Here is a 16,090-nt window from a genome sequence, read left to right on the forward strand (position 1 = left end):
ATGTCTCAGCAGGATGTTCCAGACGTCTCGATCTGGTCGGCCGTGCTCGAAGTCCTGGCCACGGATGATCGCATCACGCCTCAGCTGAACGGGTTCCTCAATCTCGCGGTGCCTCAGGGGGTCATGGGCGGGACGCTGTATCTCGATGTCCCGAACGACCTCACCGCGGCGCAGTTCAACAAACGGATGAGGGCGTCCATCATGGAGGCCCTCGCACGCATCGACCATCCCTCCGCCGCGGTCACCTTCCGCGTCGTGGTCAACCCCGAGCTCGCCGACGCGCCGACCGGCCGCTCCGAACCGGAGAGGTCGAGCGAGCCATCGCCCGCATCCGCCGGGCCGGCCGCCGTCGATGCCGCGTCAGGCCCGGCTCTGCGGGCATACGTCGAGCCCGCCCCCGAGCCTGCCCCCGTCGCATCGCGCAGCGATACGCGCCTGAATCCCAAGTACACCTTCGACAACTTCGTGATCGGCCAGTCGAACCGCTTCGCCCACGCCGCGGCCGTCGCCGTCGCCGAGGCACCCGCCAAGGCGTACAACCCCCTGTTCATCTACGGAGACTCGGGGCTCGGCAAGACGCACCTGCTGCATGCGATCGGCGACTACGCGCTGAGCCTGTATGCCGGCATCCGCGTGCGCTATGTCTCGAGCGAGGAATTCACGAACGATTTCATCAACTCGATCGCGAACAACCGGGGCTCGGCATTTCAGGCGCGCTATCGAGAAGTCGACATCCTGATGATCGACGACATCCAGTTCCTCCAGGGCCGCGCCGAGACCCAGGAGGCCTTCTTCCACACGTTCAACACGCTGCACGACCACGACAAGCAGGTCGTCATCACGAGCGACGTCCCGCCCAAGCACCTCACCGGGTTCGAGGACCGCATGCGCAGCCGCTTCGAGTGGGGCCTCATCACCGACGTCCAGGCTCCCGATCTCGAGACTCGCGAGGCGATCCTGCGCAAGAAGGCGCAGAGCGAACGCCTGCACGTACCCGATGATGTGCTCGAATACATCGCCACCAAGGTCTCGAGCAACATCCGCGAGCTCGAGGGTGCGCTCATCCGCGTCTCAGCCTTCGCCAACCTCAACCGCTCGGCGCTCGATGTGCAGCTGGCCCAGACCGTCCTGCGCGACATCGTCGATCAGGACGACGCGAACGTCGTCTCGCCGACCGACATCATCACCGCCACCGCGCAGTACTTCAAGCTCACCGTCGACGACCTGTACGGCTCCAGCCGGTCGCAGGCCGTCGCGACCGCACGTCAGATCGCGATGTACCTCTGCAGGGAGCGCACGAGTCTCTCCCTGCCGAAGATCGGTCAGCTCTTCGGCAACCGCGATCACACGACGGTCATGTACGCGTACAAGAAGATCAGCGACCTCATGAAGGAGCGCCGCTCCCTCTACAACCAGGTCACCGAGATCACCACGATGATCGGTCGCCAATCCCGCTGACGACCACTCCTCGTCGTTCCGTTCGCCCCGATACATCCACTCGACGCGGGATGCATTCCCCACACGGCGCTTGACAGCGTCCCGCGCAACACGCCATCATTTCGATTTTCACAGTGTGGATAACTTGTGGATAAGCCGTCTCGAGGCTCACAACTCTGTGCACCCGCGACGTCGTTCTGTGGAAACCGTCGAGTGGATGCCGCACGCCGCCGTCATCCGTCAGGCCCTGTTTCCGCAGCTCGTACACAACTCACACGCATGTAGTTCCCCGCTCTCGACAGCGATCCACCGAGTTATCCACAGAATCCACAGCTGTTAACACCATTAACGAGAATCTTGATGAGAAACCCCGTCCCATCACCTCCGGGGCGAACGTCGGTACCGGCGGCCCCGCTCACACGAGCGCTCGACCACGGCACTAGCATGGGTAAGCCCACCCCCAGGACGACAAGGGAGCGCCCGTGAAGTTCCACGTCAACCGCGATGTCTTCAGCGACGCGGTCTCGTTCGTCGTGAAGCTGCTGCCGCAGCGCAACCCCCAGCCGATCCTGGCCGGCGTGCTCATCGAGGCAGGATCCGACGGACTCTCCCTCTCGGCGTTCGACTACGAAGCGTCCGCCCGAACCACCATCGAGGCGACGGTCGACAGTCCCGGCACGATCCTTGTGCACGGGCGTCTGCTGTCGGAGATCGCCAACCGGCTGCCGAACGCTCCCATCCAGATCGTGGTCGACGACGACGGCGGAATCGTGCTCACCTGCGGCTCGGCACGATTCACTCTGCCTTCGATGCCTGTGCAGGAATATCCCGCGATCCCCGAGGTCACGGGTGAACCCGGGCTCGTGCCCGCTGACGATTTCGCGACGGCCATCGCCCAGGTCGCCTTCGCCGCATCGCGCGACGATGTCACCCCCGTCCTCACGGGTGTCCAGCTGGAGGTCTCGGGCACGACACTGAGCCTCGTCGCCACCGACCGCTACCGGGTCGCCCTCCGGGAGATCGCCTGGGACGCCGGCGACGCCCGTGCCGATGAGGCGACCGCACTCGTCCCCGCGCGCACGCTGCAGGAAGTGGGCAAGACCTTCGGTCACGGCGGCAACATCCGCATCGCGTTCTCCGGATCGGGTGACCGCGAGATCATCGCGTTCTCCGCGGGTGACCGCACGGTCACGTCGCTGCTGATCAAGGGCAACTTCCCGCCGGTGCGGCGCCTGTTCCCGGAGCAGAACGACCACCACGCCGTGGTCAACACGGCCGAACTCGCCGAAGCCGTCCGACGCATGCAGATCGTGCTCGATCGGTCGGCCCCCCTGCGGTTCACCTTCAACGGCGACGGCGTGACCATGGACGCCTCGGGCGGAGACCAGGCGCGGGCATCGGAGTCCGTCGACGCGCACCTGCAGGGCGAAGACGTCGTCCTCGGCCTCAACCCGCAGTACCTTCTCGAAGCACTGACGGCGGTACGCAGTGAGTTCGTGCGCATCACGTTCACGTCCTCCGACAACGCCAACAAGCTCAGCCCGGTCCTGATCACGAGCCAGACCTCGGTCGAGAAGGCCGGCGGCGACAGCTTCAAGTACCTGCTCCAGCCCAACCTGCTGCTGCGCTGATCCGACCGTTCGGGGTGTCCGCCCCTCGACGTAGGGTTGTTCCGTGATCGTCGAGCATGTCAGCCTCATCGACTTCCGCAACTATGCGGTCGCCGATGTCGCGCTCGCGCCGGGCCCCAATCTGTTCGTGGGACGAAACGGTCAGGGCAAGACCAACCTGGCAGAGGCCATCGCCTACGTCGCCACACTCGGTTCGCATCGAGTCTCGGGTGATCAGCCCCTCGTGCGTGCCGGAGCGGATGCCGCCATCCTGCGGGTGCGCGTCGCCTACGGCGAGCGCAGAATCCAGCTCGAGGCTCAGCTCAACCGTCAAGGAGCCAACCGTGCGCGCGTCAACGGCGCCGACGTGCGGCCCTCCGAGCTGCCGCGATACGCACAGGTGGTGATCTTCGCCCCCGAAGATCTGGGTATCGTCCGCGGTGACCCGTCGTCCCGACGCCGCTTCGCCGACCAGCTCCTGGTGCAGCGTTCACCACGTATGGCCGCGGTGATCGCCGATTACGAGAGGGTGCTCAAGCAGCGCGGCGCTCTGCTCAAATCGGCCCGCGCCCGCGGCATCCGCGGAGAGGCGCTCTCCACACTCGATGTCTGGGATGACAAGCTCGTCACCCTCGGGTCCGCGCTCATCGATGCCCGCGAATCCCTCGCTTCAGAGCTCGCCCGACCCCTGGCCGAGGCGTACGCGGCCATCGCCGGAGACGACCATCAGCCGTCGGCGCTGTGGAACCTCTCCATCCGAGGTGCCGACCCGGAGGACGGCATCGATGCCACCGGTGAGTCCATCGAGGGCGCGACCGCTGAGCTCTTCCGCCGGGCTCTCGCTGCGCGGCGCAGCGCTGAGCTCGAGCGCGGCATGAACCTCGTCGGTCCGCACCGCGACGACCTCCTGCTGCAGATCCGCGGGCTTCCCGTCAAGGGCTATGCGTCGCACGGTGAGTCCTGGTCGGTCGCCCTGGCGCTGCGGCTCGCATCGGCCGAGCTGCTGCGGGCCGAATCCCGCGCCGGAGACCCCGTCCTGATCCTCGACGACGTCTTCGCCGAGCTCGACACCGAGCGACGGGCTCGTCTGTCCCATCTCACCAGCGGCTACGAGCAGGTCATCGTCACAGCGGCCGTCGAAGACGACGTTCCCGATTCGCTCCGCAGCCGGACGGTGCGCATCGAGGCAGGGCGTATCATCCACGACGAGCGCTCGTCCGCACCCTCCGCCGATGTCCATGCCTGACGAGATCGAGGATCCATCGTCGCCTCAGGCGCCGCGGCCGGCGGCCGACGACGCTGCTGACTCGCTCACCTTGGCGACGTATCTGAGACTGCGCGGCATCGCGGCGCCGCGCGGAAGACGTCGGCGCCGCATCCGCGACGAAGACGGCGAGAATGTGCCTTTCGCCCCCGGTCGGGACCCGCGCGGACTCGGCGACATCGTCGCCGAGGTGACGCGCGAGGCGGGTTGGGACTCGCACCTCGCGCAGGAGGACGTCCTCCGGCGATGGAGCGAGGTCGCGGGCGAACAGACCGCTGCGCACGCCCATCCGGTGGCGCTGGAGGGCGGTGTGCTCACGGTCCAGTGCGACTCGACGGCGTGGGCCAAACAGCTCTCGCTGCTGCGCGCCGAGATCGTCACTCGCATCGTGCGCCACCATCCCGATGCGGGCATCACCGGAGTGCGCTTCATCGGGCCCGACGTCCCCTCGTGGAAATGGGGTCCCAGGACGATTCCAGGGCGTGGCCCACGCGATACCTACGGTTGAGGGAGCATTTGGGGTGTCCGGCCCGATTTCCGAGCCGCAGAGGGCCGGATATGCCGTTTCGGGCGGGCCGCCTCGACTAGACTGAGAGGGCCTCATCCCTCGATCTGGAGCGCCGCACCTCTATGACTTCCGACTCGCTCGACAGCGCCCCGGCCGATCCGAACCTCACGCCCGAAAAGACGCCCGTCGAGTACGGGGCCGACGCCATCCAGGTCCTCGAGGGTCTGGAGGCGGTCCGCAAGCGCCCGGGCATGTACATCGGTTCGACGGGTCCCCGAGGACTGCACCACCTCGTGTACGAGATCGTCGACAACTCCGTCGATGAGGCGCTCGCCGGCTACTGCGACACGATCGACGTCGCGATCCTCGAAGACGGTGCCGTCCGCGTCGTCGACAACGGACGCGGCATCCCCGTGGACATGCACCGCACAGAGGGCAAGTCCACCGTCGAGGTCGTTCTGACCGTGCTCCACGCGGGCGGCAAATTCGGCGGCGGCGGATATGCGGTCTCGGGCGGTCTGCACGGTGTCGGCTCGTCCGTCGTGAACGCCCTGTCGACACGACTCGAGGTCGAGGTTCGGCGCCAGGGATACGTGTGGCGTCAGTCCTACCGCAACGGCGGTGTTCCCCAGGCGCCCCTCGAGCGCGGCGAGGAGAGCGCCGAGACCGGAACGACGATCACCTTCTGGCCCGATCCCCTGATCTTCGAGTCCGTCGACTTCGACTACGACACGCTGCGAACGCGCTTCCAGCAGATGGCGTTCCTCAATAAGGGGCTGCGCATCGCGCTGCGCGATGAGCGTCCCGACAAGAAGCTCGAAGATGACGTCGAAGGGCAGGTCGAGCTGCACCAGCCGCGTGACGAGTTCCTCTACGAGCGCGGACTGGTCGACTACGTCGAGTACCTCAATCGCGTCCGCAAGGCGGAGTCCGTCAACGATGTGATCATCGACTTCGAAACGGAAGACACCGAGCGCAAGATCGCGCTCGAGATCGCGATGCAGTGGACGACCTCGTACACGGAGAACGTCTTCACCTACGCGAACACGATCAACACCCACGAGGGCGGCACGCACGAGGAGGGATTCCGCGCGGCGCTGACCACGCTCGTGAACAAGTACGCGCGTGCGAACAACCTTCTCAAAGACAAGGACGAGAACCTCTCGGGCGACGATGTGCGGGAGGGGTTGACGGCCGTCATCTCGGTCAAGCTCTCCGAACCCCAGTTCGAAGGGCAGACGAAGACCAAGCTGGGCAACACCGAGGCCAAGGCCTTCGTGCAGAAGGTCGTCGGCGATCAGCTCGGTGACTGGTTCGACCGCAACCCGGCGCAGGCCAAGAACATCATCCGCAAGGCGATCGATGCCGCGACGGCTCGTCTTGCGGCTCGCAAGGCCCGCGAGACCGCGCGACGCAAGAGCGTCTTCGAATCCGCGTCGATGCCCGACAAGCTCAAGGACTGCACCAGTAAGGATCCCTCGATCAGCGAGATCTTCCTCGTCGAGGGTGACTCGGCCGGCGGTTCGGCGGTGCAGGGCCGCGACCCGCACACGCAGGCGATCCTCGCGCTGCGCGGCAAGATCCTCAACGTCGAGCGGGCGCGGCTGGACCGCGCGCTCGGCAACAACGAGATCCAGGCGATGATCCAGGCTTTCGGCACCGGTATCGGCGAGGACTTCGACATCTCCAAGGCGAGATATCACAAGATCGTGCTCATGGCCGACGCCGACGTCGACGGCCAGCACATCACGACGCTGCTGCTGACACTGCTCTTCCGCTACATGCGCGGTCTCATCGAGGCAGGATTCGTCTATCTGGCCCAGCCTCCCCTCTTCCGCCTGAAGTGGTCGAACGCCGATCACGAGTACGTCTACAGCGACCGTGAACGCGACGCACTGCTCGTGGCCGGTCAGGCCGCCGGCAAGCGCATCCCGAAGGACAACGGCATCCAGCGCTACAAGGGTCTCGGCGAGATGAACGACAAAGAGCTCTGGGACACCACGATGAACCCCGAGGAGCGCACGCTGCTCCAGGTCACGATCGACGACGCGGCGGCAGCCGACGAGATCTTCTCGACCCTCATGGGCGAGGACGTCGAATCCCGCCGACACTTCATCCAGCGCAACGCCAAAGACGTCCGCTTCCTTGATATCTGACCGTTGCAATGCGTTTCGTCTCGCTTCGCTCGCGCAACGACCGAGAGCCTCCGGTCGTTGAGCGAGAAGCGCAGCGACGAGACGAAACGAACTCAGCCCAGACGAGAGAACACCAATGACTGACGAGACCCGACCCGACCTGACCCCCGAGCACGACCACGGCAGGATCGACCAGGTCGACCTGCAGTCGGAGATGCAGCGCAGCTATCTCGACTACGCGATGAGCGTCATCGTGGGACGCGCGCTCCCCGATGTGCGCGATGGACTCAAGCCTGTCCACCGTCGTGTCGTGTACGGCATGTACGACGGAGGATTCCGTCCTGACCGGGCCTTCAGCAAGTGCGCCCGTGTGGTGGGCGAGGTCATGGGTCAGTATCACCCCCACGGTGATGCGCCGATCTACGACGCGCTCGTCCGTCTCGTCCAGCCTTGGTCGCTGCGGTATCCGCTGGCCCTCGGCCAGGGCAACTTCGGATCGCCCGGCAACCAGGGCGCGGCGGCGCCCCGCTACACCGAGACCAAGATGGCGCCGCTCGCACTCGAGATGGTGCGCGACATCGAAGAAGAGACCGTCGACTTCGAGGACAACTACGACGGGCGCACGCAGGAGCCGACGGTGCTTCCGGCGCGGTTCCCGAACCTGCTGGTGAACGGCTCGGTCGGTATCGCGGTCGGTATGGCCACCAACATCCCGCCGCACAATCTGCGCGAGGTCGCCGACGGTGTGCTGTGGGCCCTCGATCGCCCGGATGCGACCCACGAGGAGCTGCTCGAGGGTCTGATGCAGCGCATCAAGGGACCCGATTTTCCGACGGCCGCCCAGATCCTCGGCACGCGAGGCATCCAGGAGGCGTACCGCACCGGGCGCGGTTCGATCACGATGCGCGCGGTGGTCAACGTCGAAGAGATCCAGGGCCGCACGTGCTTGGTCATCACCGAGCTGCCGTACCAGGTCAATCCCGACAACGTCGCCATCAAGATCCGCGATCTCGCCCGCGACGGCAAGATCACCGGTATCGCCGACATCCGCGACGAGACCTCCGGACGCACCGGTCAGCGCCTGGTCATCGTGCTGAAACGGGATGCCGTGCCCAAGGTCGTGCTGAACAACCTGTACAAGCACACGCAGCTTCAGGAGAACTTCGGCGCGAACATGCTCGCGATCGTCGACGGCGTTCCCCGTACCCTCGCGCTCGACGGATTCGTCTCGCTGTGGATCGCTCACCAGATCGAGGTCATCGTCCGTCGGACCACGTACCGACTGCGCAAGGCCGAAGAGCGCATGCACATCCTGCGCGGATACCTCAAGGCGCTTGATGCGCTCGACGAGGTCATCGCCTTGATCCGTGCATCCGCGTCCGCCGATGACGCTCGCGAGGGCCTCAAGTCGCTGCTCGACATCGACGACCTTCAGGCGAAGGCGATCCTCGAACTGCAGCTGCGTCGCCTTGCCGCGCTCGAGCGTCAGCAGATCATCGACGAGGCCGAGAAGCTCGAGACCCAGATCGCGGACTTCCGCGACATCCTGGCCAGCCCCGAGCGTCAGCGCACGATCGTGCGCGAGGAGCTCACCGAGATCGTCGCGAAGTTCGGCGACGACCGACGCACCGAGATCCTCCTCGGATTCGACGGCGACATGTCGATGGAAGATCTCATCCCCGAAGAGGAGATGGTGGTCACCGTTACGCGCGAGGGTTACATCAAGCGCACGCGCAGCGACAACTATCGCTCGCAGCACCGCGGCGGCAAGGGGGTCAAGGGTGCGCAGCTGCGCGCCGACGACGTCGTCGAGCACTTCTTCGTCACCACGACGCACCACTGGCTGCTGTTCTTCACGACGAAGGGCCGTGTCTACCGGGCCAAGGCGTATGAGCTTCCCGAGGCCGGGCGCGATGCCAAGGGACAGCATGTGGCGAACCTGCTCGCCCTGCAGCCGGGTGAAGAGATCGCCCAGGTCCTCGACATCCGCGACTACAAGGCGGCGACGTACCTGACGCTCGCCACCCGCGGTGGCCTGGTGAAGAAGACACGCCTGACCGAGTACGACACCAACCGTCAGGGCGGCATCATCGCGATCAGTCTGCGCGAGGGCGACGAACTCGTGTCTGCGCTTCTCGTCGAGCCCGATGACGACATCCTGCTGATCTCCCGGCACGGCATGTCGCTGCGATTCACCGCGGACGATGATGCACTCCGGCCCATGGGACGATCCACCGCCGGGGTCAAGGGCATGTCCTTCCGCGACTCGGACAGCCTGCTTTCGGCGAGCGTGGCCCGCGACGGAGAGGGCGGACATGTCTTCGTCGTCACCGGAGGCGGGTACGCCAAGCGCACCTCGATCACCGAATACCGAGGACAGTCGCGAGGCGGACTGGGCATCAAGGTGGCCAAGCTGAACGATGAACGGGGCGAGCTGGCGGGCGGATTGATCGTCTCGGAGGACGACGAGGTCTTGGTGGTTCTTGCCAGCGGCAAGGTGGTACGCTCCTCCGTGGCCGAGGTGCCCTCCAAGGGTCGCAACACCATGGGTGTCGTGTTCGCCCGTCCCGACGACGACGATCGGATCATCGCCATCGCTCGCAACGGCGAGCGGGGCATCGACGCAGCGGAGCCCGCGCCCGCGCCCGCGAGCGAGAGCACCGAAAGCGCGCCGGCCGACACGTCCACTTCCCCCGACGAGAGTTCTGACGCATGAGTACTGTTGCCGACAAGCTGGCCAAGAAGTCCAGTCGCCAGACCGGTGCCAAACAGGTGCGGCTGCGCCTGGTCTACATCGACTTCTGGTCCGCGGTGAAGCTGTCCTTCCTCGCCGCGATCGCGGTGGCGATCGTGACGGTGGTGTCGTACTTCCTCGTGTTCGTCGTGGTCCAGACCACAGGGCTCATCGCCCGCTTCGACGAGTTCTTCCAGTCGTTCTCCGAGAACGGTGTTTCGATCACGCAGTTCGTGGGTCTGCCCCAGGTCATGGCGTTCGCCGCGGTCGTGGCGATCCTCAACCTCATCGTGATCACGGTGCTCGGGGCGGTCGTCGCGGGGATCTACAACCTCGCGGTCAAGATCACCGGCGGGCTGCTCGTCGGTTTCACGTCGAACTGATCCTGATCCTCACACGACACCGGCCGTACCCAAGAGGGTGCCGATCAGCCACGTCGCGGTGAGGGCCAGCGCCCCGCCGATGACAAGGCGCACCGCAGAACGCACCCGGGAGCTGCCACCCAGCTGAGCGGCGACCGTTCCGGTCAGGGAAAGCGCGATCAGCACGGCGACGAACGTCGTGGGAACCCGCCAGTCGGCGGGCGGCAGCAGAATGGCCAGCAGGGGCAGCAGCGCGCCGATGGTGAAGGCGACGGCAGATGACAGCGCCGCCTGCCACGGGCTGACCAGGTCCTCCTGATCGATCCGGAGCTCCACCTCGAGATGGGCGGCGAGTGCATCGTGCGCGGTCAGCTCTGTCGCCACCTGCCGGGCCGTCTTTTCGGAGAGTCCCCGCCGGCGATAGAGTTCGGCGAGTTCGGCCAGCTCGGCCTCCGGCATCTCACGCAGCTCGCGGCGCTCCTTCGCGATGAGTGCGCGCTCGCTGTCGCGTTGGCTGCTCACCGAGACGTACTCCCCCAGCGCCATCGAAATCGCGCCGCCCACGAGTCCCGCGACACCGGCGGTCAGCAGAGCCGCACTGTCCGTCGTCACGCCGGCCACGCCGACGACCAGCGAAGCGACCGACACGATGCCGTCGTTGGCGCCCAGCACTCCCGCCCGCAGCCAGTTGAGCCTCCGGCCGATATTGCTGCTGTGGGGCTCGCTCCCGGTGTGCTGCGCCGTTTCATCCTCGCTCATGCGCTCATTCAATACTTCCGCGGCGCTGGTCGTGGGCGGCGGAGCCGGAACAATGCGTCTTCGGTGTCGATCGTCTTGCCTCACGTCAAGATGTCCGGGAGTGAGTGATGCTTGCCTCACGTGAAATGTCCGCGTAGCTCAGGCGGCGGGGCGGGTGCCCTGGGTGCGGGCGGCGGCGAGTTCGATGAGTTGTTGCTGGATCTGGTTGATCCGTCGGGTGATCCGTGCCGGGTTCAGCTTCGCATGCTCGCGCTCCAGTCGGGCGCGGGTCTTCTCGTCGAGCACACCGGCGTCGAGCAACCGCTGGTAGGGGGTACGTGGCTTGTCGTAGACGCGCTTCTTCCGGCCGGCTGCGGTGTGGGTCCAGTCGATCGCTTTCACGCAGGGCAGCAGATGGTTCTTGCGGGCCATCACGAAATCCCAGAGCTCGTTGAGCAGGGTCATCTCCGCCTCGGTCTCGTAGCGGTAGCGGAACGCGTGTTTGCGGACCCAGTCGCCGTTGCGTTGCTCGACGTGCGCGTTGTCGTTGTGCTTGTAGGGACGCCCCCGGGTGACGGGGATCTCCTTCTTGTCCGCCCAGGCGATCACGCCCCAGTTCATGAACTCGGATCCGTTGTCGAAGTCGAGCCCGGCGACCGGGACGGGCGCGTTCTTCACCATCCATTCCAGGGCGCCGTGCACGTGCACGTAGGCGTTGTTGCGGATCGTGCGCAGCATCGTCCACCCCGCGACCGGGTCGGTGCCGGTCAGGGTGCGCAGGAACTCGCCTTTGAGGGAGTGGCCGCAGTGCGCGACGGTGTCCAGCTCCAGGAACCCCGGGACGGTCAGCGGGGCGTCCATGCTGGTGCGCGTCGGGATCGAAGAGCGCAGGATGTGGGACGGCTTCGTGCCCGAGACCGCGACCGGGTAGGCGGCGTCCTTGTGCGGTTTCAGGTACCGGTCGATCGTCGCGGCGCTCATCGATCGCAACTCGTCCAGCACCTCCGGTGTGACCCGCTGCTCGACCTTGCCGAGCTCACGGAAGCGGACGAGGCGTTCGAGGGTGTCGTCCATGATCGCCGCGAAGTACTTTCCCGACGGCTGCCCGGACAGCCGCCAGACTTCTTGCAGCACCACGAGCGCATCGTAGGAGTACTTCCGCTCACGCGGCTTACGCTGCTGATCGCGCGCGGCACCTTTGCGTGCGTTCGCGGCACGGATCGCGCGGCGCGCGTGATCACGCGTCCAGCCTGTCGCGTGCACAAGCTCGTCCAGCAGCCGGCCCTTCTCTTCCTTGCCTGCTTTCGCATACTCGCGGGCGAACTTCTTCGTGATCTCACGGCGCGCCGCCATCGACAACTCCCTGCTCATCACCCCAGGGAACTACGCGGACATTCCTACGTGAGGCACGCGCAGCCCTTCCCGGACCTTTTAGCTGAGTCTCGTCGTCGATTCGAGAAAACCGCGCGCGTCGGGTAAAGTCTTGGAGGTTGCGGGGCTATAGCTCAGGCGGTTAGAGCGCTTCACTGATAATGAAGAGGTCCCAGGTTCAAGTCCTGGTAGCCCCACCACTTCCCTCCCGCGGGGCCTTAGCTCAGTTGGTAGAGCGCCTGCTTTGCAAGCAGGATGTCAGGAGTTCGAATCTCCTAGGCTCCACATCCGGATGAATCCCCGACCGACCTTCCGGTGGCTCAGCTCTCCGCCGGCGGTTGTCGCAATCGTGACCCGCGGCCCGCACCGATTCTGTCGGGCCTCGTTAGGGTTGCATTCATGGACATGCGAGTTGCGGCATACGCGGTGGTCGTCGATCCCGACGATCGTGTGCTGCTCGCGCACTGGAACGAGGGTCGACGCGGGGCGTGGACGATGCCGGGCGGTGGTCTCGAGGCCGGTGAGGATCCCGTCGACGCCGTGCGCAGAGAGGTGCGGGAGGAGACCGGCTATCGCATCCACGTCGGCGATCTGCTCGGCATCCACTCGCGGGTGATCCCGCCCGGGCGTCGGCTGCAGGTCGATGCGCGGGAGCCGCTGCACACGCTACGGATCGTCTATCGCGCCCGCGTCACGGGTGGTCGCCTGCGCGACGAGGTCGATGGATCGACCGACAAGGCCCAGTGGTTTGCCCTGCCGAGCGTGCGCGGTCTGCAGCGGGTAAAACTCGTCGACATCGCCCTGCGCATGGCGGGCCTGCTCTGAGACCGGTGGATGCCGTCAGCCTACGGGCTGCGTGATGTCAGTGATCGTCGCGCCCAGGGCCTCGAGCAACGCGTCGGCCTCGACGAAGAGACTGTATCCGTGGGCCCCCGCCCCCATCGCGATACGACCCGAGATGTTCTCGTCGGCATACACGGGCCAATCGACGGTGCTGCCGAGGGGCACGATGGTTCCCCGTTCGTAACCGGTCGCCTCGAGGGCTCGCTCTGGTTCGGGCAGGCGGAGCTTGTTGACGCCGACGGCGGCCCGCAGTTTCGGCCAGGAGATCTGGCGGTCGCCCGGCACGAGGGCGAACAGGTAGGTGTCGTCGCTGCGCTTGACCACGAGGGTCTTCACGATTTCGCGGGGGGTGAGTCCCAACATCCGCGCCGCCTCTTCGAGGCTCGATGCCCCGGGACGTTCACGGATCTCGATGTCGAGACCCAGGGCGGATGCCGCGCCGCGCACACGCGCGGTCGCGGCATCCGCCTCACTCATCGGGAGAGCGGAGCGGGTCGTCGGCGACCCAGAGCTCGTCGTCTGCGCGCAGCGTCTGCCACGCGGCGTAGAGCACACCCGCGGCCGCGACGACACCGAGCACGATGGCGATGACGCCTCCGACGCCGATGCCCGACTTCTGCGGCGCCGGCTCGAAGGCCGCAAGGCGCTTGGAGAGCGCCTTGGTGGCCTTCTTGCTGTAAGCGTCGGCCTTCTTGCTCACCGACTTAGCGTCGGGAAGCGCGAAGCCGCGACCGGCGGCGATGCGCGAACGGGTGTCGTTGGCGGCGTCCCACACGGAGAGGGCGGACCCGACGACCGAGCCCACCGCGGGCACGACCTTGTCGCCGACGACATGCTTGCCGAACTGCACGCCTCGATCGACGGTCGGCACCACCCGGTCCTGATAGGTGGACTGCACGGCAGGGACGACCTGCTCGCGCGAGTAGTTGCCGAGCTGACGGCTGGCCTCGCGGGCGATGCCCGCGGCCTCACCGACCAGCACCTGCTGCGACTCCCACAGCTTTCCTGCGGTCTCCTGCAGTTTGCGGAGTTCCTTCTTGCGCTTCCGGCTCAGGCTCATGGGGCCTCCTTGATCGCTGGTGGACGACGGTGCGTCGCTTCTTATCTTGCCACGGGGGCGGGGCCAGGCCGGGTTTCGCGACAAACTCCTATGCGAGAATGGCGGAATGCCGCATCACACCGCCGTCGCGACCCTGCACACGAACCACGGCGACATCGTCGTCAACCTCTATGGCGACCACGCTCCCCGCACGGTCGAGAACTTCATCGGGCTCTCGGACGGCAGTGGATCGTGGACTCATCCCGCGACCGGTCAGCCGGGCGAGGGCGCCCTCTATAAGGACGTCATCTTCCACCGCATCATCCCGGGCTTCATGATCCAGGGCGGCGACCCGATCGGCCAGGGCGTGGGCGGTCCCGGTTACACGTTCAACGACGAGATCAGCCCGGAGCTGAACTTCGCCGCCCCGTACATCCTCGCGATGGCGAACGCCGGTCTGCGGCGCAACGCGATCACCGGCCAGGCCGAGGGTACGAACGGCTCGCAGTTCTTCATCACCACGGATCCGACCCCCTGGCTGCAGGGAAAGCACACGATCTTCGGTGAGGTCGCCGATGACGCATCGCGTGCCGTCGTGGATACGATCGCGAAGGTTCCGACCGCCGCGGGTGACCGCCCGATCGAGCCCGTTGTGATCGAATCGGTCGACATCACCCGTCTCTGATCCCGCTGTGAGCGCCGACGCACCGCGCAACACCGACGACTACTGCTACCGCCACCCCGACCGGCGCAGCTACGTGCTGTGTCAGCGATGCCTGCGCACCATCTGCCCCGAGTGCCAGACGCAGGCCGCGGTCGGTGTCATCTGCCCCGAGTGCATGAAAGAGCAGCGTCAGGCGACCCCGCCGCGTGTGCGTCGTGCGCAGGCATCGGTGCGCGCGCTCGACTCGCGCCCCCTCGTCACCTTCTGGATCCTGGGCGTGACGGCGGTCGTCTCGCTCATCGCAGTGGTTCCCGGTGTCCCCATCGCGAACTATCTCGCATTCAACAGCGTGTTCATCGATCCGTCGACCGGCGCTCCCTTCCAGCCGTGGCGCGTGTTGACGACCGCGCTCGTGCACAACGGGTTTCTGCACCTCGGATTGAACATGCTGGCGGTGTGGTGGATCGGCCGGAGCCTCGAGCCACTCCTCGGACACGTCCGCTACCTCGTCCTGTACGTCCTCAGCGCATTCGGCGGCTCGGTGGCGATGACGCTGATCGCACCCGGGACAACGGTGGTCGGGGCATCCGGCGCGGTCTTCGGGCTCCTCGGGGCGCTGCTGGTGATCGGGCGTCACATCGGTGCGAATGTGCGCGGCATCCTGATCATCGTCGGCATCAACCTGGTGATCGGACTGCTGCCGATCCCAGGCTTCTACGTCGCGTGGCAGGCACACCTCGGCGGACTCGCCGTCGGTGCACTCGTCGGTCTGATCTTCGCCCGCACGCGCCGACTCGATCAGCGCGCGCCGCAGAATCTGCTGCTCGTCGCCGTCGTCGCTGTGCTCATCGCCCTGAGTGCGATCCCCGTACTCCTCTGAGCGGGGGTTCTGCACAGAGTTATCCACAGGTGTGGAGAATTACACGCGTGTAACTCTGCGCAGAGGGATTGCCGTGCTCAGCGCCAGCGCGTAGTCATCAGGAAGCCGATCAGGGCGATCCCGAAGCCGATGGCGAGATTCCACGCGGCGATTCCGGGGATGGGAAGGTTGCCGTTGCTGAGGTAGAACACCAAGACCCACACCAGACCGAGCAGCATGAAGCCGAACATGATCGGCTTGAACCAGACGGGGTTGGGTGCTTCGGCGTCGCGACGCGGAGCTTCGGGTTCGACGTCGTCAGAGCGTGCCATGCGGTTCATTGTAGTCGCGGGCTCCGCTCAGCCCCGTGCTTTAGGATCGCCGAAGCAGTGTCGACGTCGGGGGGAGGCCGCGCGTGTCCGGAGATGCGCCCACAGGCGATGAACCGCGCGCGGCTCCGTCGACGCGAGCAGATGCGCGACGACGGGTCCCGCCGAGGCCGGCGCGACGCAGGGTGAGCGTGGTC

The 16,090-nt window shown here is 66.1% G+C and carries 15 protein-coding genes and 2 tRNA genes; 12 read left to right on the forward strand and 5 right to left on the reverse strand.

Features of this window, described 5'->3' with window-relative positions; genetic code table 11:
* From dnaA to AB2L57_RS00035, 7 genes are all read left to right on the forward strand, one after another.
* A complete protein-coding gene (dnaA, locus tag AB2L57_RS00005) occupies positions 1 to 1,458 on the forward strand; it encodes a chromosomal replication initiator protein DnaA (RefSeq protein ID WP_409047749.1) in 1,458 nt (485 codons plus the stop codon).
* A gap of 461 nt (positions 1,459 to 1,919) precedes the next feature.
* Positions 1,920 to 3,068 carry a DNA polymerase III subunit beta gene (gene dnaN / locus AB2L57_RS00010; protein WP_292814350.1) on the forward strand — a complete coding sequence of 383 codons (1,149 nt, stop codon included), beginning with the start codon at positions 1,920 to 1,922 and terminating at the stop codon, positions 3,066 to 3,068.
* Positions 3,069 to 3,111: 43 nt separating this feature from the next.
* Positions 3,112 to 4,293, forward strand: a complete 1,182-nt coding sequence (gene recF, locus AB2L57_RS00015; RefSeq protein WP_409047750.1) for a DNA replication/repair protein RecF — start codon at positions 3,112 to 3,114, stop codon at positions 4,291 to 4,293.
* The gene (locus tag AB2L57_RS00020) at positions 4,286 to 4,819 is read left to right on the forward strand and encodes a DUF721 domain-containing protein (protein ID WP_409048653.1); all 534 of its coding nucleotides are present in this window, start codon (positions 4,286 to 4,288) and stop codon (positions 4,817 to 4,819) included. Before recF ends, AB2L57_RS00020 begins: the two co-directional genes overlap by 8 nt.
* A gap of 122 nt (positions 4,820 to 4,941) precedes the next feature.
* Positions 4,942 to 6,975 carry a DNA topoisomerase (ATP-hydrolyzing) subunit B gene (gene gyrB / locus AB2L57_RS00025; protein WP_409047751.1) on the forward strand — a complete coding sequence of 678 codons (2,034 nt, stop codon included), beginning with the start codon at positions 4,942 to 4,944 and terminating at the stop codon, positions 6,973 to 6,975.
* A 115-nt stretch (positions 6,976 to 7,090) separates the two neighbouring features.
* Entirely contained in the window at positions 7,091 to 9,670 is a 2,580-nt protein-coding gene (gene gyrA / locus AB2L57_RS00030) for a DNA gyrase subunit A (RefSeq protein WP_409047752.1), read from the forward strand.
* Entirely contained in the window at positions 9,667 to 10,071 is a 405-nt protein-coding gene (locus tag AB2L57_RS00035) for a DUF3566 domain-containing protein (RefSeq protein WP_292813160.1), read from the forward strand. The genes gyrA and AB2L57_RS00035 overlap by 4 nt, the downstream gene beginning before the upstream one ends.
* A gap of 9 nt (positions 10,072 to 10,080) precedes the next feature.
* Here AB2L57_RS00035 and AB2L57_RS00040 read toward each other — a convergent pair whose 3' ends face one another.
* Positions 10,081 to 10,809, reverse strand: a complete 729-nt coding sequence (locus tag AB2L57_RS00040) for a VIT family protein (RefSeq protein ID WP_292813162.1) — start codon at positions 10,807 to 10,809, stop codon at positions 10,081 to 10,083.
* Positions 10,810 to 10,947: 138 nt separating this feature from the next.
* Positions 10,948 to 12,159, reverse strand: coding sequence for an integrase (locus AB2L57_RS00045; protein ID WP_409046856.1), 1,212 nt, complete (start codon positions 12,157 to 12,159; stop codon positions 10,948 to 10,950).
* A gap of 123 nt (positions 12,160 to 12,282) precedes the next feature.
* On the opposite strand from AB2L57_RS00045, the gene AB2L57_RS00050 reads away from it, so the two are divergent.
* The 3 genes from AB2L57_RS00050 (at position 12,283) to AB2L57_RS00060 (ending at position 12,984) form a co-directional block, all read left to right on the forward strand.
* A tRNA-Ile gene (locus AB2L57_RS00050) sits at positions 12,283 to 12,359 on the forward strand.
* A gap of 12 nt (positions 12,360 to 12,371) precedes the next feature.
* Positions 12,372 to 12,444 (forward strand) — tRNA-Ala (locus AB2L57_RS00055).
* Positions 12,445 to 12,558: 114 nt separating this feature from the next.
* On the forward strand, positions 12,559 to 12,984 hold the full coding sequence (locus tag AB2L57_RS00060) for an NUDIX hydrolase (protein ID WP_292813165.1): 426 nt from the start codon (positions 12,559 to 12,561) through the stop codon (positions 12,982 to 12,984).
* Positions 12,985 to 12,999: 15 nt separating this feature from the next.
* On the opposite strand, the gene AB2L57_RS00065 is transcribed toward AB2L57_RS00060, so the two are convergent.
* Complete coding sequence (locus AB2L57_RS00065) at positions 13,000 to 13,479, reverse strand: aminoacyl-tRNA deacylase (protein ID WP_292813167.1); 480 nt, start codon at positions 13,477 to 13,479, stop codon at positions 13,000 to 13,002.
* Positions 13,472 to 14,062, reverse strand: coding sequence for a DNA helicase (locus AB2L57_RS00070; RefSeq protein ID WP_292813170.1), 591 nt, complete (start codon positions 14,060 to 14,062; stop codon positions 13,472 to 13,474). The genes AB2L57_RS00065 and AB2L57_RS00070 overlap by 8 nt, the downstream gene beginning before the upstream one ends.
* A gap of 106 nt (positions 14,063 to 14,168) precedes the next feature.
* Here AB2L57_RS00070 and AB2L57_RS00075 point away from each other — a divergent pair, with 106 nt between their 5' ends.
* Positions 14,169 to 14,726 carry a peptidylprolyl isomerase gene (locus AB2L57_RS00075; protein ID WP_409047753.1) on the forward strand — a complete coding sequence of 186 codons (558 nt, stop codon included), beginning with the start codon at positions 14,169 to 14,171 and terminating at the stop codon, positions 14,724 to 14,726.
* A gap of 7 nt (positions 14,727 to 14,733) precedes the next feature.
* A complete protein-coding gene (locus AB2L57_RS00080; protein ID WP_409047754.1) occupies positions 14,734 to 15,585 on the forward strand; it encodes a rhomboid family intramembrane serine protease in 852 nt (283 codons plus the stop codon).
* A gap of 77 nt (positions 15,586 to 15,662) precedes the next feature.
* Here the strand turns inward: AB2L57_RS00080 and AB2L57_RS00085 are convergent, their stop codons facing one another.
* On the reverse strand, positions 15,663 to 15,896 hold the full coding sequence (locus AB2L57_RS00085; protein WP_292813177.1) for a cell division protein CrgA: 234 nt from the start codon (positions 15,894 to 15,896) through the stop codon (positions 15,663 to 15,665).
* Positions 15,897 to 16,090: the final 194 nt, after the last annotated feature.

The organism is Microbacterium sp. HA-8 (assembly GCF_046111165.1).
In the GTDB taxonomy this organism is placed as follows: Bacteria; Actinomycetota; Actinomycetes; order Actinomycetales; family Microbacteriaceae; genus Microbacterium.